This is a genomic window from Mesorhizobium sp. B2-1-1 (assembly GCF_006442975.2).
Classification (GTDB): Bacteria; Pseudomonadota; Alphaproteobacteria; order Rhizobiales; family Rhizobiaceae; genus Mesorhizobium.
In genome coordinates this window covers 943,751-963,502 of sequence record NZ_CP083954.1, presented here as the reverse complement: position 1 = coordinate 963,502, position 19,752 = coordinate 943,751, and the positions used below count along the sequence as shown (strand labels likewise).

Annotated in this window: 20 protein-coding genes and 1 pseudogene; 14 read left to right on the top strand and 7 right to left on the bottom strand. The window is 64.6% G+C overall.

Annotation, left to right across the window (positions count from 1 at the left end; translation table 11 throughout):
• Positions 1-10: 10 nt before the first annotated feature.
• Positions 11-205 carry a hypothetical protein gene (locus FJ972_RS04610; RefSeq protein WP_181167274.1) on the bottom strand — a complete coding sequence of 65 codons (195 nt, stop codon included), beginning with the start codon at positions 203-205 and terminating at the stop codon, positions 11-13.
• A gap of 230 nt (positions 206-435) precedes the next feature.
• Between FJ972_RS04610 and FJ972_RS04605 the strand changes: the two are divergent.
• The 8 genes and pseudogenes from FJ972_RS04605 to FJ972_RS04570 form a co-directional block, all read left to right on the top strand.
• A pseudogene (locus FJ972_RS04605) lies at positions 436-853 on the top strand (glycosyltransferase); the annotation flags it as partial.
• Between the two features lie 5 nt (positions 854-858).
• Positions 859-2,232, top strand: a complete 1,374-nt coding sequence (locus FJ972_RS04600; RefSeq protein WP_140524685.1) for a glutamine synthetase family protein — start codon at positions 859-861, stop codon at positions 2,230-2,232.
• A gap of 2 nt (positions 2,233-2,234) precedes the next feature.
• The gene (locus FJ972_RS04595; RefSeq protein WP_181173423.1) at positions 2,235-3,533 is read left to right on the top strand and encodes an NAD(P)/FAD-dependent oxidoreductase; all 1,299 of its coding nucleotides are present in this window, start codon (positions 2,235-2,237) and stop codon (positions 3,531-3,533) included.
• A 198-nt stretch (positions 3,534-3,731) separates the two neighbouring features.
• Entirely contained in the window at positions 3,732-4,937 is a 1,206-nt protein-coding gene (gene pcaF, locus FJ972_RS04590) for a 3-oxoadipyl-CoA thiolase (protein WP_140524646.1), read from the top strand.
• A 150-nt stretch (positions 4,938-5,087) separates the two neighbouring features.
• Positions 5,088-6,119, top strand: coding sequence for a BMP family protein (locus tag FJ972_RS04585; protein ID WP_140513977.1), 1,032 nt, complete (start codon positions 5,088-5,090; stop codon positions 6,117-6,119).
• Positions 6,120-6,284: 165 nt separating this feature from the next.
• Positions 6,285-7,796, top strand: a complete 1,512-nt coding sequence (locus tag FJ972_RS04580; RefSeq protein ID WP_140524645.1) for an ABC transporter ATP-binding protein — start codon at positions 6,285-6,287, stop codon at positions 7,794-7,796.
• Positions 7,796-8,851: an ABC transporter permease gene (locus tag FJ972_RS04575; RefSeq protein WP_140524644.1), complete on the top strand. Its 1,056-nt coding sequence runs from the start codon at positions 7,796-7,798 to the stop codon at positions 8,849-8,851. Before FJ972_RS04580 ends, FJ972_RS04575 begins: the two co-directional genes overlap by 1 nt.
• Positions 8,848-9,792: an ABC transporter permease gene (locus FJ972_RS04570; protein WP_140524643.1), complete on the top strand. Its 945-nt coding sequence runs from the start codon at positions 8,848-8,850 to the stop codon at positions 9,790-9,792. Before FJ972_RS04575 ends, FJ972_RS04570 begins: the two co-directional genes overlap by 4 nt.
• A 42-nt stretch (positions 9,793-9,834) precedes the next feature.
• Here FJ972_RS04570 and FJ972_RS04565 read toward each other — a convergent pair whose 3' ends face one another.
• Positions 9,835-10,602, bottom strand: coding sequence for an SDR family NAD(P)-dependent oxidoreductase (locus FJ972_RS04565; protein ID WP_140492551.1), 768 nt, complete (start codon positions 10,600-10,602; stop codon positions 9,835-9,837).
• Positions 10,603-10,894: 292 nt separating this feature from the next.
• Here FJ972_RS04565 and FJ972_RS04560 point away from each other — a divergent pair, with 292 nt between their 5' ends.
• Positions 10,895-11,050, top strand: coding sequence for a hypothetical protein (locus FJ972_RS04560; RefSeq protein WP_140492547.1), 156 nt, complete (start codon positions 10,895-10,897; stop codon positions 11,048-11,050).
• A gap of 137 nt (positions 11,051-11,187) precedes the next feature.
• Positions 11,188-12,135, top strand: coding sequence for an LLM class flavin-dependent oxidoreductase (locus tag FJ972_RS04555; protein WP_140524642.1), 948 nt, complete (start codon positions 11,188-11,190; stop codon positions 12,133-12,135).
• Between the two features lie 98 nt (positions 12,136-12,233).
• Here the strand turns inward: FJ972_RS04555 and FJ972_RS04550 are convergent, their stop codons facing one another.
• Entirely contained in the window at positions 12,234-12,908 is a 675-nt protein-coding gene (locus FJ972_RS04550; RefSeq protein WP_140524641.1) for a cysteine hydrolase family protein, read from the bottom strand.
• A 219-nt stretch (positions 12,909-13,127) separates the two neighbouring features.
• Between FJ972_RS04550 and FJ972_RS04545 the strand changes: the two genes are divergently transcribed.
• From FJ972_RS04545 to FJ972_RS04530, 4 genes are read left to right on the top strand one after another with little or no spacing between them, the layout of a single operon-like run.
• The gene (locus FJ972_RS04545) at positions 13,128-13,919 is read left to right on the top strand and encodes an ATP-binding cassette domain-containing protein (protein ID WP_210239833.1); all 792 of its coding nucleotides are present in this window, start codon (positions 13,128-13,130) and stop codon (positions 13,917-13,919) included.
• Positions 13,920-13,974: 55 nt separating this feature from the next.
• Positions 13,975-14,895: a tonB-system energizer ExbB gene (gene exbB / locus FJ972_RS04540; RefSeq protein WP_140524639.1), complete on the top strand. Its 921-nt coding sequence runs from the start codon at positions 13,975-13,977 to the stop codon at positions 14,893-14,895.
• 12 nt (positions 14,896-14,907) lie between these two features.
• Positions 14,908-15,375: a TonB system transport protein ExbD gene (gene exbD, locus FJ972_RS04535; RefSeq protein WP_140524638.1), complete on the top strand. Its 468-nt coding sequence runs from the start codon at positions 14,908-14,910 to the stop codon at positions 15,373-15,375.
• Positions 15,372-16,319: an energy transducer TonB gene (locus FJ972_RS04530; protein WP_140524637.1), complete on the top strand. Its 948-nt coding sequence runs from the start codon at positions 15,372-15,374 to the stop codon at positions 16,317-16,319. Before exbD ends, FJ972_RS04530 begins: the two co-directional genes overlap by 4 nt.
• 74 nt (positions 16,320-16,393) lie before the next feature.
• Here the strand turns inward: FJ972_RS04530 and FJ972_RS04525 are convergent, their stop codons facing one another.
• The 4 genes from FJ972_RS04525 to FJ972_RS04510 form a co-directional block, all read right to left on the bottom strand.
• Positions 16,394-16,717 carry a hypothetical protein gene (locus FJ972_RS04525; RefSeq protein WP_140524636.1) on the bottom strand — a complete coding sequence of 108 codons (324 nt, stop codon included), beginning with the start codon at positions 16,715-16,717 and terminating at the stop codon, positions 16,394-16,396.
• 241 nt (positions 16,718-16,958) lie between these two features.
• Positions 16,959-17,210 (bottom strand): hypothetical protein, encoded by a 252-nt coding sequence (locus tag FJ972_RS04520; RefSeq protein ID WP_140492525.1) that lies wholly within the window; start codon positions 17,208-17,210, stop codon positions 16,959-16,961.
• A 69-nt stretch (positions 17,211-17,279) separates the two neighbouring features.
• A complete protein-coding gene (locus FJ972_RS04515; RefSeq protein ID WP_226880501.1) occupies positions 17,280-18,374 on the bottom strand; it encodes a SagB/ThcOx family dehydrogenase in 1,095 nt (364 codons plus the stop codon).
• 399 nt (positions 18,375-18,773) lie between these two features.
• On the bottom strand, positions 18,774-19,520 hold the full coding sequence (locus FJ972_RS04510) for a helix-turn-helix domain-containing protein (RefSeq protein ID WP_140524635.1): 747 nt from the start codon (positions 19,518-19,520) through the stop codon (positions 18,774-18,776).
• Positions 19,521-19,752 lie beyond the last annotated feature (232 nt).

Below are 19,752 nucleotides of genomic sequence, written 5' to 3'. Positions count from 1 at the left end.
GCAGCCGGCCTCACACGTGTTTGCGGCCAATCGCTTCGTGGCCGATGCGTTGTCCGATCACCTTAAGCTGCGGCGGCTGTCGACATCTATACCGGTGGCCGCCAATGTCTTTCGGCTGCGGCAATCGCTGCGCGAACGTCTGAAAGCACTCGACCAGCTCGAAAGCCGGCAGTATTAGGTTACTGCCGATCTGCTTCGCGTCCATCTGCGGCTCTCGCAAACTGCGACCGCAAGCGGCCGGCCGCGGCGCTCCCGCGCCGTTCGGCATGATCAGCCGGCCGGAATGAAGAGGAATAATTGACGCGTAAAGCCAGCCCGACCATCGCGCTGTTCCCCGAAGCAGGCTTCGGCGCGGCGCTGAGTTGCGTCGGCATCGCGCGGGCCGTGCGGGGCCCCGCCTTCATCTTCCATGCCGGCCTTTCCGGCGTCTTTGCCGACAAGCTGCCGGCGCGCTTCATCGTCAATGTCGGCGGCCTGCGCGACGCTTACCGAGCGGTGCCCGACAATGTCTATCTCGGCGCCTGGTTTCCGCAGTCCTCGGCGGTGGCGAAGTTGGATTTGTTCATCCACCACGGCGGCAACACCGGCTTTTGCGAGGCGCTGCGCTTCTGTGTGGCGTCGCTGATCATGCCCTACTGCCGGGACGGCCACGACAATGCACCTCGCGCCGAAGAGACCGGCACCGGCGATCATATCGGCCGTGACGGCTGGACCGAAGGAGGATTGGAGAGAGCCATTCCCGGCCTGCTGGCCGACCACGCCATGCGCGCCCGCCTCAAGGGAAATGCAGCCAGATGGCGCTGACACCCAGAACGTGGCCGCGCAAGCCATACTCTCTCTGATACGGACTTGAACGAAATGCTTGAGAAGAACACGAATACCGCGCCCTTCAGCGATCCCAAGGCATGGTTGGCGCAGCACGGCATCAACGAGGTCGAATGCCTGGTGCCCGACATGAACGGCGTGCTGCGCGGCAAGGCGCTGCCGACGGCAAAATTCCTCACGGCGCTGGAAGACCGCGCGCTTTATCTGCCGAGCAGCGCCTTCCTGGTCAGCATAGACGGGCGCTATTCCGGTTCCATCGACGAGGGTTTTGCGTATTCGGACCCCGACATGCGCATGGTGCCCGATGTCTCGACGCTTTGCCTGGCGCCGGGCGCCGGCGCTGGCAAGGCCTACGTCTTCGCCGACGCCTTCCACATGGACGGCCGGCCATGGATGGCCTCGCCGCGCCATGTTCTGCGCGCCGTGCTCGATCTCTACCGGCAGCGCGGCTGGCGGGCGGTAGTGGCGCCGGAGCTCGAATTCTACCTGACCGCGCCCAATCCCGATCCCGACAAGCCGCTGACCGCGCCGACCGGCGGCAATGGCCGCGCCGAGGCCGTGCAGCATCCCTATGACATGGCGGCGCTCGAGGAATATGAACCGGTGGTCCGGCGCGTCTATGACTATGCGGAGGCGGCCGGACTGCCGCTCGATACGCTGATTCATGAATCGGGACCGGGGCAGTTGGAGATCAACTTCCTGCATGGCGACGCGCTGCCGCTGGCCGACAAGGTGCTGCTGTTCAAACGGCTGACGCGCCAGGCCGCCCAGCAAGACGGCATGTATGCGACCTTCATGGCCAAGCCGATCGCCGCACAGGCCGGCAGCTCGATGCATCTGCACATGTCAGTCATCGACGAGGCCGGCAACACGTTGTTTGCCGGCAGCGATGATGCCGATACCGCGATGTTCGGTTATTTCATCGGCGGCCTGCAAAAATACATTCCCGAAATCATGCCGCTGTTCGCGCCCAACGTGAATTCGTTCCGACGCGTTAGACCAAACCACAGCGCGCCGGCCAACATCGAATGGTCGCATGACAACCGTTCCTGCGGCCTGCGCGTGCCGGCCGGCGGGCGCGCCGCGCGGCGGGTGGAGAACCGGCTGCCGGGTGCCGATTGCAATCCGTATCTGGCGATCGCCGGCTCGCTTCTGGCGGGCTATCTGGGCGTCGAACAGAAGCTGGCGCGCTCGGCGGAAGCATCCGGAAATGCCTACAAGATCAAGAGCACGCTGCCGAAAACGATGGAGGAGGCGCTGGATCGTTTCGAGGCCTGTGAACCGGTGCGCAAACTGCTCGGCGAGGACTTCTTCCAGACCTATCTGCGCGTGAAAAGCGTCGAGCTCGACCTGTTCCAGAGCGTGGTGACGAGCTGGGAACGCGACCACCTGCTGCTGAAGGTGTGATCATGGCATCTTCAACGGGTTTCAATTCCGGTCTCGACATCGGCAAGTCCTACTATGTCGCCACCGCCAATCCGGCGCCGGACCATCCGGCACTTATCGGCGATGTCGAGGCCGACCTGGTGGTCGTCGGCGGCGGCTGCACCGGTCTGTCGGCCGCTCTTCACGCCGCCGAACGCGGCTTGAAGGTGGTGCTGCTGGAAGGCGGCAAGATTGGCTGGGGCGCTTCGGGCCGCAATGGCGGCCAGATGATCCCCGGCCTGCGCAAGGGCGCCAAGGGCCTGGTCAAGCTTTATGGGCCTGAACGGGCAAAGGCGCTGTTCGATCTCGCCTTCGAGGCGCGCGGCCTGGTGCTCGACATTATCGAGCGCCATACGATCGACTGCGATCTCAGGCTGACCGGCCATCTGGTCGGCGCGGTCAACGGCTCCGATCTCAGGGATTTGGAGGAAGAGGCGAAATGCCTAGAGAGCGTGATGAAATTCCGCGACGTCGAGATCCTGTCGGCGGCGCGGGCCCGGGCCAAGGTCGACACGCCCTATCACGGCGCGATGTACGAGCCGCTCGGCGGCCACATGCATCCCTTGAATTACACGCTCGGGCTTGCCCGCGCTGCAAGCGCGGCCGGCGTCGTCATCCACGAGAATTCGGTGGCCGTGCGGCTTGAGCGCGAGCCTTCGATCCGGGTCTCGACGTCAAAAGGATCGGTGCGCGCAAAGCATGTCGTGCTGGCTGGCGACGCGCTGCTCAATGGGCTGGAGCCGCGCGTCAACAGCCGCATCATGCCGGTCGGCAACTACATCGTCGCCACCGAGCCGCTGGAGGGCTCCCGCAACGTCATTCCTGCCAATGTCGCGGTGTCGGACACGCGCTTCGTCGTCAACTATTACCGCATGTCGGCCGACGGTCGCCTGCTGTTCGGCGGCGGCGAGCGCTACACGCCGTCGCCGCCGGCCGATATTGCCGGTTTCGTGCGGCCGCACATAGAAGGCACCTTCCCGCAGTTCAAGGGCTGCCGGATCGACCATGCCTGGGGGGGGCTGGTGTCGGTGACGACGTCGCGACTGCCGCATGTCGGGCACTATGGCGAGGTCTATTACGCGCACGGCTATTCCGGCAAGGGCGTCATCCTGTCGACGCTGTCGGGCAAGCTGCTCGCCGAAGCCATCACCGGCGACGCCTCGCGGCTGGACCTGTTCTCGACGCTGACCCCGATGCCCTTCCCCGGAGGCACGGCGCTGCGCGGGCCGCTCTATGTGCTGGGAATGCTGTGGTATGCGATGAGGGATCGGATGAAGCATTGAGCTCGCGGCCAACCGGCTGATCGTGGCGCTGCATCCAAGCGTGATTCGCCAGCAGGGCAGGAGAGCTGTGGCTGGGTGGTTAAGTTCGCGCGGGCGCTTGACGAAATGCCGGCGCCAAGCGAACCGAGCTACGACATTGCGCGACCTGCACGCGTCGCACCAAGGCGGCGCATAAGGGAAACGGGAGAGCTGACTGACATGGCCGAAGCCTATATCTGCGACTATATCCGCACGCCGATCGGCCGCTTTGGCGGCTCGCTGTCCTCGGTACGCGCCGACGACCTCGGCGCCATTCCGCTGAAGGCACTGATCGAGCGCAATGCCGGCGTCGACTGGCAGGCGGTCGACGACGTTGTCTACGGTTGCGCCAACCAGGCCGGCGAGGACAACCGCAACGTGGCGCGCATGGCGCTGCTGCTGGCCGGCCTGCCGAAGGAAATCCCCGGCTCGACCGTCAACCGCCTGTGCGGCTCGGGCATGGATGCGCTGACCATCGCCGCCCGTGCAATCAAGGTCGGCGAGGCCGAGCTGATGATCGCGGGCGGCGTCGAATCGATGAGCCGGGCGCCCTTCGTCATGCCCAAGGCCGAGACGGCGTTTTCACGCAATGCCGAGATCTACGACACCACGATCGGCTGGCGCTTCGTCAACCCGCTGATGAAGAGTCAGTATGGCGTCGATTCCATGCCGGAGACGGGCGAGAATGTCGCCGAGGATTTTTCGGTTTCCCGCGCGGACCAGGACGCTTTCGCGGTGCGCAGCCAGGACAAGGCCGTCGCCGCGCAGTCCAATGGCCGGCTGGCCAAGGAAATAACCGCGGTGACCATTCCGCAGCGCAAGAGCGATCCGGTTGTCGTCTCGAAGGACGAGCACCCCCGCGCTGGCACCACGATAGAGGCCTTGGCCAAGCTGCCGACGCCGTTCCGGCAAGGCGGCACGGTGACCGCCGGCAATGCCTCGGGCGTCAATGACGGGGCGGCGGCGCTGATCGTCGCTTCGGAAGCGGCGGCCAGGAAATACGGCCTGACGCCGATCGCCCGCATCCTCGGCGGGGCCGCCGTCGGCGTCGCGCCGCGCATCATGGGCATCGGCCCGGCGCCGGCGACGCAAAAACTGTGCGCGCGGCTTGGCCTGACGCCAAAACAGTTCGATGTCATCGAGCTCAACGAAGCCTTCGCCTCGCAAGGCATCGCAGTGCTGCGCCAGCTCGGCATCGCGGTGGATGCGCCGCACGTCAACCCGAATGGCGGCGCCATAGCGCTCGGCCACCCCTTGGGCATGTCGGGCGCGCGCATCTCCGGCACGGCGGCGCTGGAGCTGCGCGAACGCGGCGGCCGCTATGCGCTGGCGACCATGTGCATCGGCGTCGGCCAAGGCATCGCTATCGCGCTCGAACGGGTCTGAACAACCGCTCTCCCGGCTAGTCCAGGAGAGTGGATATGATCGATCTGCCAAATTTGACCATGTGGACAAAAGTCCGGACCCGTTCCATAGTTCCTCGTCTGATTTTTAGAACGGCCGGCTCGACACGGCTGTCGAACAGAGGGGACTGCAATGGAAAACCGGAAGAACAAATCTCATTCAACGCGCGAAGGCCTTTCGCGGCGCGACGTGCTTGAGCTGGGCGCGCTTGGCCTGGCCGCGGCGATGCTGCCGGGCGCCGCCTTCGCCAAGGACAAGAAGCTGAAAGTAGCGGCGATCTTCGCCACGCCCATCGAGGAGCCGTGGGACAATCAGATCCATGTCGCTTTGCAGAAGGCCGAGAAGGAACTCGGCATCGAGTATAAATGGTCGGAGAAGGTGCAGACCGCCGACTTCAGCCGCGTCATGCGCGAATATGCACAGGGCGGCTATGAACTGGTGCTGGGCGATGCCTTCGCCGCCGAGCGTGAATCGCGCCGTACCGCCAAGCAGTTCCCGAAGACTGCTTTTCTGTTCGGCTCCGGCGCCGGGCCGGCGGAGCCCAATTTCGGCGTCTTCGACAATTGGATCCACGAGCCCGCCTATCTCTCCGGCATGATCGCCGGCAAGATGTCGAAGTCGGGCACGGTCGGCGCCGTCGCGGCGATGGGCATTCCGGAAGTGAACCGGCTGGTCAACGCCTTCTTCGCCGGCGCCAAGGAGGTCAATCCGAACATCAAGAAGAAGGTCGCCTTCATCGGTTCCTTCTTTGATCCTCCCAAGGCCAAGGAGGCGGCCGTGGCTCAGATCGACGCCGGCGTCGACGTCATCTATGCCGAGCGCTTCGGTGTCATCGAAGCGGCGGTGGAGAAAAAGATCTACGCCATCTCCAATATGTCCGACCAGTCGAGCCTTGGCCCCGACACCGTCATTACCGGCCCGGTCTGGGATATGTATCCCACCGTCGAACAAGCCATAAAACTGGTCAAGGCCGGCGTCTTCACGGCGCAGGACTATGGCGATTTCTCGCGCATGGCCAAGGGCGGTTCTCACCTGGCGCCCTACCATAAGTTTGACAAGACGCTGCCGGCCGAGGTCAAGGACATGGTCGAGAAGAAGAAGGCCGAAATCCTTGAAGGCAATTTCCGCGTCGACGTGGACGAGAACACACCGGTTTCGGATTGAGTTCCTTACCCTCCCCCTAGTGGGGAGGGTCGATCCGCGAAGCGGAGCGGGGTGGGGTCTTCGGCGCCGCACCCCCCGTCTTACGATCTTCGCTTCGCTGCGATCGCAAACCGACCCTCCCCACAAGGGGGAGGGTGAAGTAGAGCCATCTCCGCAGGAGCGCCCTTGCCCGCCCCGCTCATCGAAATGCACGGCATCACCAAGAGTTTCGGCGCCGTCAAGGCGAACGAAGCCGTCGACCTCAGCGTGGCGCCCGGCGAGATCCTCGGCTTGCTGGGCGAGAACGGTGCCGGCAAGACGACGCTGATGAACGTGCTGTTCGGCGCCTATGCGCCCGACGCCGGCGAGATCCTCATCCAGGGCCGGAAGGTGCGGATCACCAGTTCGGCCGATGCACTGGCCGCGGGCATCGGCATGGTGCACCAGCATTTTCACCTGGCGCCACGGCTTACGGTGCTGGAAAACCTGCTTATCGGCATACCAGGCAAGTCCGGGCGGATCGACCGGTCCGGCGGACTGGCGCGGTTGGCCGAAATCAGCCGCCAGCACGGGCTGACACTCGATCCCAGCCTGCCGGTCTCGGCGCTGTCTGTCGGAGAGCAGCAACGTCTCGAGATCGTCAAGGCGCTGTTTCGCGGCGCAAAACTGCTGATTCTCGACGAGCCGACCGCGGTGCTGGCGCCGAGCGAAGTCGACGGTCTGTTTTCGGCCTTGCGGTCGATGGCGGCGCAGGGTCTGGGCATCATCTTCATCTCGCACAAGCTCAACGAGGTGCGCGCGCTCACCCATCGCTGCACGGTGCTGCGGCATGGCCGCGTCGCCGGCCGCGTCGACGATCCGGCCAACACCACGTCGGCGGAAATGGCGCGACTGATGTGCGGCCACGAGATCGTGCCGCCGGCCAAGGGGCCGTCGACACCGGGGGCAGCGGTGCTCACTCTCGACGGCATTTCCACCTCGAGCCATTCGGGCACGGCGCTGCGCGATGTGTCGCTTTCCGTGCGCGCCGGCGAGATCCTCGGCATTGCCGGTGTCTCCGGCAATGGCCAGCGGGCACTGGCGGAGGTGATCTCGGGCGTACGCGCCCCCGATGCCGGTCGGATGACGATTGCGGGACAGAAAGTGTCTCGCTTCTCGCCGCGCGAGGTGCAGGCGCTGGGCCTTGGCCGCATCCCGGAAGACCGCATGACGACGGGACTGGTCACCAATTTGCCGCTCGCCGATTCCATGGTGCTGCCGCGCATCGGCACCGCCGCTTTCAGCAGCAAGGGCCTGCTCAAGCTGGATGCAATCCGCGCCTTCGCCGAGGCGCAGATCAAGGCCTATGATATCAGATGCCCCGGGCCGATGACGCGCGCCGGCGCCCTGTCCGGCGGCAATCTGCAGAAGGCGCTTTTGGCGCGCGAGCTCGCCTTCGATCCGAAGGTGCTCATCGTCTCGCAGCCGACGCGCGGCCTCGACATCGGAGCCGCCCGCTTCATCCATGAAAAATTCCTCCACATGCGCGCCAAGGGCTGCGGCATCATCGTCATCGGCGAGGATCTGGAAGAGTTGCTCGTGCTCTGCGACCGCATCGCGGTGATGTATGAGGGCCGCATCGCCGGCACGCTTCCCAGCGCCGAGGCGACGATCGCACGGCTGGGGCTGCTGATGACCGGGGCGGAGGGCCATAGCTGATGTTCCGCCTCGAAGTCCGCAGCTCGACGCCAGCCTGGTTCAACCTCGCATTGCCGCTGCTGGCGATCGGTGCCGCGCTGGTGCTGTGCAGCGGCCTGATCGCGCTGGCCGGCGCCGGCGTGCTCGAATCCTACGGCGTTATGTTCACGGCTTCGCTCGGCGACAGCTATGCGATCACCGAAACGCTGGTGCGCGCCGCGCCCATGATCTTCACCGGGCTGGCGGTGGCTGTCGCCTTCCGCGCCAAATTCTGGAACATCGGCGCCGAAGGGCAACTGCTTGCCGGCGCGGTGGCGAGCTGCTTCGTCGGCGCGATCCCGATGCCGGGACCGCTCGCCATGCTTTTGATGGCAGTGGCAGGCGCCGCGGCCGGTGCAGCCGTCGCGCTCGTGCCGGCAACGCTGCGGGTGAAATTCAAGGTCGACGACGTCGTCAGTTCGCTGCTGCTCAATTCGGTCATCTATTACGCGCTGATGGCGCTGATCGAAGGGCCATGGAAGGATAGTTTCAGTGGCTATCCGATCTCGCCTCCGATTGAGGATTCGGCCAATTTTCCGGTGCTGATCGAGGGCACGCGGCTGCATCTCGGCGTCATCGTGGCGCTTATCGCGGCACCGCTGATCTGGTTCCTGATCGCGCGCACCACGCTCGGCTTCCGGATCCGGGTCACCGGCGAAAATCCGGAAGCGGCCAGATATGGCGGCATCAATGTCCAGCGGGTGCTGCTCTCGACGGCGTTGCTGTCCGGTGCGCTAGCCGGGCTCGCCGGCGTCGGCGAGGTTGGCGGCGTGCATTTTCAGGTGATGAGCGACATCTCGCCGGGCTACGGGTATTCCGGCATCGTCGTTGCAATGCTGGCGCGGCTCAACCCGCTCGGCGTGGTGCCGGCGGCAATCTTCCTGGCTGCCGTGATGACCGGCGCCGAGGCGATGTCGCGCGCGACCGGCGTGCCGGCCTTCCTCAGCGATGTCATCCAGGGCACGGCACTGCTTGCCATGCTGGTGGCGCTGCTGTTCACCGCCTATCGCATCCGCCGCGTCGGAGCCGCCCAATGAGCGCGGTGTTCGAACAGATCTTCCAGGTCGGCTTCTTGGCCGCCATCATCCGCATCGCCACGCCCTTGGCTTTCGCCACGCTTGGCGAAATGTTCTCCGAGCGCGCCGGCGTGCTCAATCTCGGCATCGAAGGCATCATGCTGTTGTCGGCAATGGCCGGCTTCACCGCCGCCAGCCTCAGCGGCAACCTGTGGCTGGGCGTCCTGGCGGCGGTGCTGACCGGCATGCTGATGGGGGCGCTGCATGCGCTGTTCACGGTGGCGCTGGGCTTAAGCCAGCATGTCTGCGGCATCGGCGTGACGCTGCTTGCGTCGGGTCTGGCCTATTTCCTCTACCGGCTGATCTTCGGCCAGCAATCGGTGCCGCCGAGCATCAAGGGTTTTCAGACGCTGCCGATCCCGGTCCTCTCCGAGATTCCCGTGCTTGGGCCGGCGGTGTTCAACCAGTTCGCGCTGGTCTACATGGCGATCCTGGCCATCCCGATCGCCGCCTTCGTGCTCTACCGCACGCCATGGGGGCTGTCGGTGCGCATGGTCGGCGAAAACCCGCGCGCCGCCGACTCCGCCGGCGTCAGCGTCATTGTCACCCGCTTCCAGGCGGTCATTCTCGGCGGGGCGCTGATGGGGCTGGCCGGCGCCTTTCTGTCGATGGCGCAGTTCAACGCCTTCACCTTCGGCGTCGTCTCGGGGCGCGGCTGGGTGGCGATCGCCCTGGTCGTGTTCGGCCGCTGGGATCCGTGGCGCTCGGCGGGAGCGGCGTTGCTGTTCGCCTTTGTCGATGCCTTGCAGTTGCGCATGCAGGCGAGCGGTCTCGGGCATATTCCCTACGAGGCGTTCCTGATGCTGCCTTTCATCTTCACCATCGTCGCCATGGCGGTGATGTCGCGCAACGCGGTGGCGCCGTCGGCGCTGCTGAAGCCGTTTCGACGGGAAGAACGATAGACGAGTAGGGCTTGGGACGAAGACCCTGGACCTTGGGACACCTCACATCGCGGTAAAACCATTGTCGACGAACAGATGGGCCCCGTTGACGAAGCTCGACTCGTCGCTGGCGAGGTACAGCGCCGCCTTTGCCACCTCTTCCGGTTCGCCGATCCGCCCCTGCTGTGCGGCCAACGCCGCGTCGGAGACATCGACGCCGAGCTTACCCAGATCGGCGACCTCGCGCAGCCCATGCGGTGTGCGGATGAAGCCGGGGCAGACGGCGTTGCAGCGGATGTTGCGGTCGCGGAATTCCACGGCGATGGCGCGCGCGAACATGTGACAGGCGCCCTTGGTGGTGTCATAGAGCACTTCGTTCGGCGTCGCCGCCACCGCCGAGATCGACGAGGTGCAGACGATCGAGCCGCCGCCGGCCGCGATCATGCCGGGCAGCACGGCGCGGGTCATCAGGAACATCGAGCGCACGTTGACGGCATGCAGCCAGTCCCATTCCTGCACGCTGGTCTCCAGGAACGGCTTTATCACGATGGTGCCGGCATGATTGAACAGGACGGTAACCGCGCCGAACTTCTCGGCCGCGCCCTTCACGGCCGCCTCGACCTGCGCCTCGTCGGAAACGTCGGCGACAAAATGCTCCGCGATTTGGCCGCGCGCCCGGATCGCCGCGGCGGTGGCTGCCGCCGCTTCGCCATTGCGGTCGATGATCGCCACCTTTGCGCCTTCCGCCGCGAACAGTTCCGAGGCCGCCCCGCCCATTCCCGTCGCGCCGCCCGAAACGATGGCGACCTTGCCGGCCAGTCTTGCTCCCATTTCCTTGCTCCTCCCAAATGTCCTTTGGACGATCTCGCATTGTCGCTCTGCCGCGATGCTATCCTGCCCGCGCGGGGCGGCCAATGCACGAATGGATCGGCAAGTGAAGTGCCGTCGAGCGCCGGAAGTGAAACCGACGCTGCCATGTCCGTCGATCACGCCGATGCCGCTCTGCAGCAACTCAGCGCCAGTTCTCACGGCGCTGTTAGAAAAAAATTCTGCGCATGGCCGAAAAATAGCAATCGACAAAGTCTACAACTTTTATAGATTAACCGGCGAGACGGAGGTCGACATGTCCTATATGCAGAACACCGAGACCCGCAGCAGCGGCCAGAGGCTGGCCAATGCCCAGAGCTTCCGCCCGGCCTATGCCGGTGCTTTCGCCTATGTCGTCTTTGCCCTTGCGTTCGTGTTCACCGGGGCTGTTGTTCTGGGCCTCATTCCCTGAGCCGTGGTCCGGCCAGGCTGACGACCCACCGCCTTCAGGCAATCGGAGTTGAATGAACCGGATCCCGGTGCGCTTTCGCGTGCGCCATTGATTCGTATCTGACCGCATCCGTGATTCCAGAGATGGAGGAGATGGCAATGCCGATCGAATTCACGCATGTGCCCGGCAAGACCTATCCTGCCGATAGCGCAGTTTCCTTTTTCTACGACTTTGCCGAGACGGCGACCAGGCTGGCGCTGATCGAGGATGGCGGTTTCCGCAACCTCGTCGTCGACGATCCGGCCGGCCTGCTGACCAATATGGATCTTGCCGCCCAGGTGCTGGACCGCAGCTCGTCGCTGGAAGTGGTCCTCACCCATTGGGCCGGCGTGGTCGAACCGACCGTGGCGGCGCGGCAGCTTGCCTCGATCGACGCCCGCAGCGGCGGCCGCCTGGCGCTCAGGATGATCAGCGAGCCGTTAAGCGACGACGATGCCGAAGCGCGTCCGGTCGGACACGGTGTCCTCTGGCAGCGCATCGACGAGTATCTGGTTCTGTTGAAGCGGCTATGGTCGAACGAGCGGCCTTTCGACCACGAAGGCGCGTTCTACAGCATCAAGGGCGGCTATGTTCCGCGCAAGGGGCCTCATGGTGCCGACCTCGTCATCCGCATGGGCGGGCAGTCCGGCACGGCACTGAAAGTGGCCGGCCGGCATGCCGACGTCTTCGAACTGGCGCCCGGTTCGATCGACGATGTCAGGCAGTTGATGGAGCGTGTGCGCGGCGCCGCCGTCGAACATGGCCGGGCCGCCAGACTACGCTTCGCCCTTCCGGTCCGCATCCACCGGGGAATTTCCTCGGCAGGGCACAAGGCGGTCGATGTCTCCGGTCCGCCGGCCCAGGCCGCCCTGTCGCTGCTTGCTTACGCGGCTCTCGGCATCGATGAATTCATGATCGTCGGTGTCGACACGCCGCGCGAGATCGCGACAGTCGGCCGCGAGACGATCGCGCTGCTGCGCAATTCGCTGGCGCGGCGTGAAAGCGGCGAGTTCCAGCATGGGGCTTTCGCGCAGCGCACGGGACTGGAAACACGGGCAACGGGCTGAACTGCGGAGAAATTTCCTTTCCAACCGCTCTGGCCTGCCGGAGGGTGCTATCCTGCCGTGTCTATGACGTGCGAGGCTGCTCTGCGGTACCTAATCCTTTAACGCGCCTTGCTACCCAGCCGTGACAGGCCTTCAATGACTGCACCAGAATCCGCCAGCACGCCGAAGACGCCGTCTTCGACCGTCACCATGTGAAGGGCCGCCTCATGCGCCCGTCCGTCGCCGCTGGCGCAGGCGTCGGAGATCGTCAGGCACTGGAAGTTGCGATCGCAGGCTTCGCGCAGCGTCGTGTGCACGCAGACATCCGTAGTGCATCCGCAAAACAGAAGATGCGTGATGCCTCGCGCGCGCAGCACGAGCTCGAAATCCGTATAGGTGAAGGCGCCGTTGCAGGTCTTGTCGACGATGATGTCCTGCGGCGCGACGTCGATCTCCGGAACGATCTGAAAACCCGGACCCGAACGAAGCAGGATCTCGGTGCCGTCGAGGCCGGCCCGCCTGCGGCGCCATTTCTCGTACGGCGTCATGTCGGCCATGTCGGCCCGGTAGCCCTGCCTTGTATGGACGATGCTGACGCCCGCCTCGCGGGCAGCGGCGATCAGCCGGCTCACCGCGAGCAGGATCGCTCTCAACGGCGACGGATCATATCCCTTCCTGGCGAAGTAACCCGTCGTCGACAGGAAATCCTGCTGCAGGTCGATCACGACCAGCGCGGTGTTCTCGGCCACCAGCCTGCCGTCATAGGGAAAATCGAAGGGTGTCGCCTTGATCATGCGCGGTTTCCTGTTTCAGCGAAGACCTTAGAGCGGTTCATCGCTTCACGGAAACGCTTCCTTGCCTGAAATTCGAAGCGGCATCAGGCGTCACGATATTTTGTTGATGCAAAAACTCAACTTCATTGTTGACTAGTAAAGTCATGTTTCATAGTCAACCGGGCACGGCTGCCGAAAACCGGATTGATGACATGCCCGCAGCCGTACTGGAGACGGACCTTGACCGGAATTGACACCCAGACTGCTTTCCACATCGACGCGGTGCGCTTTGCCGTGGGCGAGCGGACGCTGCTCGGTCCGGTTTCGCTCGAATTGCAGTGTGCGCGCGTCTACGGGCTGATCGGCCACAACGGGTCCGGCAAGTCGACGCTGGTCAAGCTTTTGGCGCGCCAGCAGCCGGCAAGCGCTGGCGCCATCACCTTCGCCAGGCGGCCTTTGGCCCAGTGGGGTGCGCGCGAACTGGCGCGGGCGCTTGCCTATCTGCCGCAGACGACGCCGGCGGCGACCGGCTTGACCGTGCGCGAGCTGGCGGCGCTCGGACGTTATCCGTGGCATGGCGCGCTCGGCCGCTTCGGCCAGGACGACAGACGGCATGTCGAGGAAGCGCTGGCCCTGACCGACATGGCCGGCTTTGCCGACCGGCTGGTCGACGAGCTGTCGGGCGGCGAGCGCCAGCGCGCCTGGCTCGCCATGCTGGTGGCGCAGAATGCCGGCGTCATGCTGCTCGATGAGCCTATCTCGGCGCTCGACATCGCCCATCAGGTCGAGGTGCTTGGGTTGGTCAGGTATCTCAGCCGCAAGCGCGACCTTTGCGTCGTCGTGGTGCTGCACGATCCCAACATGGCGGCGCGCTATTGCGACGAGCTGATTGCCCTGAAGGACGGCAGGCTGCTGACGCGCGGCACGCCCGGCGAAATCATGCAAGGCGATGTGCTCAAGGGCATTTTCGGGGTCGAGATGGGGGTGTTCGCGCACCCCGTCACAGGCCAGCCCGTCGGCTACGTCCTGTGACGCTTCAGCGCCACGGCGGGGAAGACTGGCGGCTGTGAGAACGAGGAAGAAGACGATGTCGAGAACCGGTTTGGTCGCAGCGCTGTTTGCATCCGCCATGCTGGCGGCCGCCAGCGCGCCGGCGCAGGAGCAGCCGGCAAGCGGCACGCCCGCCACCATTACGGCGCCAGCACCATCGCCGGCCGCGCCCGCCGCTCCCGTGGGAGCCCTAGCGCCTGCACAGCCGCAAGCCGGGGCCGGTACCGCGGCCGAGCCCTCGCCGGCGCTGAGCTTGCCGCACGATTTGTCGCCATGGGGCATGTTCATGGCTGCCGACATCATCGTCAAGGCGGTGATGATCGGGCTGGCCTTCGCCTCGCTCGTCACCTGGACGATATGGCTGGCCAAGTCGCTGGAAGTGCTTGCCGGCAAGCTTGGCGCTCGTCGCGCCGCGCGGGCCATCGGCAATGCCGCGACGCTGAAGCAGGCGAGCCGCGCGCTCGACCGCAACGGCGGCACCGGCGCCCTGCTGGTGCGGGCGGCGGAGGAAGAAGCGGCACTTTCGGCCGGCGCGCTCGACCATGCCGGCGGCGACGGGCTGAAGGAACGGGTCGCCTCGCGCCTGACACGCATCGAGGCGGCGGCGGCGCGACGCATGTCGCGCGGCACCGGCCTGCTGGCGACGATCGGCTCGACCGCGCCTTTCGTCGGTCTGTTCGGCACGGTATGGGGCATCATGAACGCCTTCATCGGCATTTCGCAGGCGCAGACCACCAATCTGGCGGTGGTGGCGCCGGGCATTGCCGAAGCCCTTCTCGCCACCGCAATGGGGCTCGTCGCCGCGATACCGGCCGTCGTCATCTACAACGTCTTTGCGCGCTCGATAGCCGGCTACCGGCAGATCCTCGCCGACGCCTCGGCTGGCGTCGAGCGGCTGGTCAGCCGTGACCTCGATTTCCGCACGGTGGCGGCGGCAACGGCGCTGGCGGCGCAGTAGCGGGGCAAGACCTTGGGCAGCCGCATCCGTCAGACCATGGACGACGATCTCGAGGAAAGCCACGAGATCAATGTCACGCCCTTCATCGACGTCATCCTGGTGCTGCTGATCATCTTCATGGTCGCAGCGCCCTTGGCGACGGTGGATGTCAATGTCGACCTGCCGGGCTCGACCGCGACGCCGGCGCCGCGGCCGGAGACGCCGCTGTTCCTGACGTTGAAGGATGACCTCTCGCTGGCGATCGGCAACGACACCGTGCCGCGCCAGGTTTTCGCCGCCACGCTTGACGGCAGGACCAAAGGCGACAAGCAGGCGCGCATCTTCCTTCGCGCCGACAAGGCGGTTGCCTATGGTGACCTGATGGAGGCGATGAACCTGCTGCGCGGCGCCGGCTACCTGAAGATCGCCCTGGTCGGCCTGGAGGCTGCGCACGCCGGCGATGCTCCCGCAGTGGCGCCAAGCGGAGCCGCTGGTCCATGACCGGGCAAGCGGCCGCCTTGCCAACGGTGGAGCTGTCGCGCCTCGGCTGGCGCGACCTCGGCCTGTGGGCGGTTGCGGCCACGCTGGTGCTTGGGGCGCATGTTGCGGTCGCCTATGCGGTGCAGAGCTTCAGCCCGGTCGACCCGGCGGATGGCGGGGCGCCGCCGGCGCTGGCCATCGAGATGGCGCCGATGGTCGCGACGCCGGCCGTGCCCGAACAAGCCGCGATGTTGGACGCCGCTGTGCCCGACCAGGCCGAGCCGGTCGAGGACACCGAAAAGGCCGCCGAAGCCGAGCCCGAGAAAATGGTCGAGCAAGCGGAGCCCGTTGCCGAGCCGGATGCAACGCCGCCTGACACGACCGAACCGACTGAAACGACGCGGGCTGAGCCGGCCGACCAACCCCCGCTTGAAGAGATCGTCCCTGACATGGTCGAGACGGTCGCGCCTGACGTCGTCGTGCCGCTGCCGCAGCCGAAGCCGGTCGAGACGCCCAGGGAAAAGAAACCCGTCCAGGCCAAGGTGAAAAAGCCGGTCGAGAAACCCAAGCCGAAGAAGGATAAGGCGCCGCCGCCGAAGACGGTAACCGCCGCGAGCGCGGAGGCAAAGCCCGCCACCAGGACGGCGGCGCCGAAATCGGCGTCCGGGGCGTCCGGCGTCAGCCCGGCCAAGTGGGAATCGCGGCTGCTGTCATGGATCAAACGGCATACGCGCTATCCGAGCGCCGCGAAATCGCGACGCTCGCAAGGCAATGCGAACGTCACCTTCACGGTGGACGCCTCAGGCCGGGTGACGTCGGCGCGCATCGTCCGCTCCTCGGGCGATCCCGACCTCGACCGCGCCGCGCTCGCCGTGCTGCAGGGCGCCACCGTGCCGCCGCCGCCGCCGGAGCTGGGTTCGCGCGTCAGCCGCACGGCGCCATTCGTATTCAGCCTTCGGAACTGATGCATGCCGCCCAAAACTGAACCCGGTTCGGGAGAAACGACATACACGGATCAAAGCAAGGTCGAAGGGTCGGCCTACCGATAGCTCATCGACAGACACAGAGCCTCGACCTGCTCGAGGTAGAAGCGGCATCTCATGCGCAGGATCCTGAGGTTCGGATCGCCGGTGCCGTTGATCTCGATGGTCTGCATCATGAAGTCGAAATGGGCATGGAAGGCATCCACCGCGCCCCAGAGACTGTCGGCATGCCAGGTGTCGGCTATCGCCGTGGAAACCAGTTGGCGCGCTTGCAGGCGCGCCGCATCCGGCGATGCCGGCCGGCTGGCGATCAGGGCATGGAGGCGGCTGAAGACATTTTCACCGACATCGGCGCTTTTGATGGCTGCGATCATGTTCATTTGTGGGTTCCCCTCAGGTCGTCGTGCATAAAGGCCGGTTCGGCGGGCTGCGGGCGATCATTGCAGGGATCGCAGCGGCATCGGCCGGCCGGCCTTGGATGATGTTGCCTCTGCGCCCGCGTGTTCCAACCAATCGGCCATCTCGATGCGGTCAAGCCGACAGCGGCCTTCCTCAAGGACGGCAGCAGGCCTTGCCGCGCACGTCCCCGGGGCACGCCACAGAGATGATGGCTGCATCTGGCTATGCCCTCCTCGGCTGGACGCGATTGTCTTTCGCCTGCGTCCTGGGGTGCATCGAATTGCCGCTGAGCTGCGGATGCCTGGCCGGCCGGGCGCCGCGAAGGACGTCGAAGGCCTCGGCATAAGCCATGCCCAGCAGATAGGAGATCATGGGGAAACGGCTTGCTTCGGCCATCTGCACCAGCTCATTGGCCATCGATGCGATATATTGGAGACTATCGATCTCGGACTGGCGTAGGGATTGGTTGGCCACGTGCTGCTCCTGTGATGTGGTGGAATTCAGGGGACCCCCTCACCGGGCACTCTGAACATAATCAATCGGCTAATTGATCGACCCCGCTGCCGGGCGCGGATCGGTTTCCGGGATAGACAGTGTCAAGGCGTAGATGGGCGCGTCGGTGAGCCGGTCGAGGCCGAGCAGGCGCTTGATCGCCGAGTGGCTGAGCGCCGCGGTCGGGCAGGCCGACAGGCCGTGCCTGGTCGCTGCAAGCATCATGTTCTGGCCGATATGGCCAGCTTCGATCAGCACGACACGATAGGCGTTGGCGTCCTCATACTTCCACATGGTGCGGTCGAGCCTTGCGCAGAGCAGGACCAGGCAGGGCATGGGGTCGGCCCATTCCTGTCCGCCGACCAGCTCGGAGACTTTCGGCAGGTGGTTCGCCGAAATCCTTTCAAGATCGTGTCCGACAGCCGAGTAGTGATAGACGCCGGGCTCCAGCCCTTCCACCGCCGGCGCGACCACATAGGCTTCGTAGGGGTTTCTCGCGCCGCCGGAAGGGGTCATGCCCAGCGGCAGGGCGCCAATGCAGTTGCTGGTCTCGCCGGTGATGCCCATGCCCGCGAACAGACAGTCGGAAAGCTGTTTCGCGGTGATGGTGGGCGCCGCCGCCGTTCGGTTCGTGCGACGCTGCGCCATCAGGGCAATGAGTTCATTGTCGTCCAGCGCGTCCGGCAGCCGGATGGCCGTCGCGGAATTCCTGAGCACGAGGTCGGGCTGCACGGTGTGACCGGCGCGTTCGATCTGCCGTGCCTCCGCCTGTTCGATGGTCATGAACTCGCTGTCCTGGACGCAGAAATGCATCAGCGCGGTCGGAATGCCCCAGTTCCATTGTCCCGAGAATTGGCTCTCCTGTTCGGCCAGTTGCGACCCGGCGGTCACCAGTGCGGAAAAATCGAGCAATTGGGGGATGACGGCATCCAGCTCTGATCGCGACCATCCGTGGTCCCGCGCGATCTCCGCGGCGGATGCCCATTTGTCCCAGGATGCGAGAAGACCGATCACCTCGGAACTGCATTCGAAGACGCTTCTGGTCAGGAAATTGCACGCCGTGACCTTGTTGGCGCCGGGGTAGAAGACAAGCGTTTTTGCGGAGCGCATTTTCATGATGCCGAAAGCCGAATGCAGAAATGTCATTGCGAAGGCGAGGCGCCGACGAACAACCGTCGCCGGCGCCTCGGGCAGCTCAGCGCTTGTTGTAGTGCATGCCCTGCGAAAAGAAGACGGTCTGGGTGCCTGCGGCAATCGTCAGCTTCGGAGCAGTGTTCACTTTCTTCGCCATTTTCATCCCTTCCTGACCCCAAATGGGATCTGTTGAAAAGATCCCCAAAACGGGATCCACGGGCGGAAGGTAAGATCGAAAGAGTTAATGGTTTGTTAAAATGGTAGTAAAACTGCATTAAACTAAATTATCTTTCTTGTCTGTAAAGTACAAAAAATCGATTTTACTCACATACGGAGTAGATGACTGCCGGCATACGCTATTTCCGGATAGAGTTATTCTTATTTAGCGTAAAAGGGAAGATTCTGACGCGATCAGTCCAGCCCCTCCCGAGCGAGGCTGACCACGAGCTGGTCGAGGCTCGGGTCGTCGAGCTTGACGACGTGCGCCATGCGGATCGCCTGCCGCGGGCCGATGGATACGTCCTGCCGCATGATGACCGACACGAAGGCCGGCCCGGCTTCCGTCAGAAGCATGGCCTTGCCAATCAGTACCGGTTCCGAGATGGGAGCCCACTGCACCGAGATCAGCGATGGTTCACCGGTCTGGCGGCGATTGACGCCGCTGAAGTAGATCCAGTTCAGGCGCGAGATCGCCACGCCGTAGTGATTGCCGCGCGCCCGCGCCCATGTCGTTCCCCGGCGCTCCGACCATCCGGTAACCCTTCGGAACGTCACCAGCTCGGCGTCGCGCCGCACGAAGGTCACCGACCGCATCAACAGGTCGGGGCGGGCCGGGATCGAAAAATAGGTGAAGTAGGTGCCGCCCGCGATCGACGGGGCGGGCGGCCGGATCATTTGGTTGAACAGGCTTTCGGAAATCGGTGGCAGGCCGCGAACCGCAGGTTTCGGCGCGCCCGGTTCCCGGTACAATTCGGCTTCGTCGATGCGGAAATAGTCGCAGATCAGCTTGGCTGTCGCTTTGTTCGGAACAGTCTGTCCCTGAAGGTAGCGTTCGAACTGCGTGCGATTGATGCCCAGTTCCCGGCATACCGCGCTTACCGAGGCATGCTCCTTACAGAGCCGTCTGAGATTTGCAGCGAGATACTCGCGAATTGACACGTTTTGCTTCCGCGGGCGGGTTCTTCATATCGACTTCCAAATCCGTATAGCGCCGTCAGCCGCCCCCACCGAAACGCCTTGCTACAACACACAGAAAAAACTGATTTGGTAATGTCACTCTAATGGGGTGGATTCCAAAAAAAATAGCGCGATTCCATAGCGATCACCGCCATAAGTCCAATTGACAGGCGTTTGCCCCGGAAGGCTCTCGCAATCCTTCATGATGGACGGA

Bases quoted from the DNA above. Each gene is read 5' to 3' on its own strand.
- FJ972_RS04610 (WP_181167274.1), bottom strand. From the start codon at position 205: ATGGACGCGAAGCAGATCGGCAGTAACCTAATACTGCCGGCTTTCGAG.
- FJ972_RS04600 (WP_140524685.1), top strand. From the start codon at position 859: ATGCTTGAGAAGAACACGAATACCGCGCCCTTCAGCGATCCCAAGGCA.
- FJ972_RS04595 (WP_181173423.1), top strand. From the start codon at position 2,235: ATGGCATCTTCAACGGGTTTCAATTCCGGTCTCGACATCGGCAAGTCC.
- pcaF (WP_140524646.1), top strand. From the start codon at position 3,732: ATGGCCGAAGCCTATATCTGCGACTATATCCGCACGCCGATCGGCCGC.
- FJ972_RS04585 (WP_140513977.1), top strand. From the start codon at position 5,088: ATGGAAAACCGGAAGAACAAATCTCATTCAACGCGCGAAGGCCTTTCG.
- FJ972_RS04575 (WP_140524644.1), top strand. From the start codon at position 7,796: ATGTTCCGCCTCGAAGTCCGCAGCTCGACGCCAGCCTGGTTCAACCTC.
- FJ972_RS04570 (WP_140524643.1), top strand. From the start codon at position 8,848: ATGAGCGCGGTGTTCGAACAGATCTTCCAGGTCGGCTTCTTGGCCGCC.
- FJ972_RS04565 (WP_140492551.1), bottom strand. From the start codon at position 10,602: ATGGGAGCAAGACTGGCCGGCAAGGTCGCCATCGTTTCGGGCGGCGCG.
- FJ972_RS04560 (WP_140492547.1), top strand. From the start codon at position 10,895: ATGTCCTATATGCAGAACACCGAGACCCGCAGCAGCGGCCAGAGGCTG.
- FJ972_RS04555 (WP_140524642.1), top strand. From the start codon at position 11,188: ATGCCGATCGAATTCACGCATGTGCCCGGCAAGACCTATCCTGCCGAT.
- FJ972_RS04550 (WP_140524641.1), bottom strand. From the start codon at position 12,908: ATGATCAAGGCGACACCCTTCGATTTTCCCTATGACGGCAGGCTGGTG.
- exbB (WP_140524639.1), top strand. From the start codon at position 13,975: ATGTCGAGAACCGGTTTGGTCGCAGCGCTGTTTGCATCCGCCATGCTG.
- FJ972_RS04530 (WP_140524637.1), top strand. From the start codon at position 15,372: ATGACCGGGCAAGCGGCCGCCTTGCCAACGGTGGAGCTGTCGCGCCTC.
- FJ972_RS04525 (WP_140524636.1), bottom strand. From the start codon at position 16,717: ATGAACATGATCGCAGCCATCAAAAGCGCCGATGTCGGTGAAAATGTC.
- FJ972_RS04515 (WP_226880501.1), bottom strand. From the start codon at position 18,374: ATGACATTTCTGCATTCGGCTTTCGGCATCATGAAAATGCGCTCCGCA.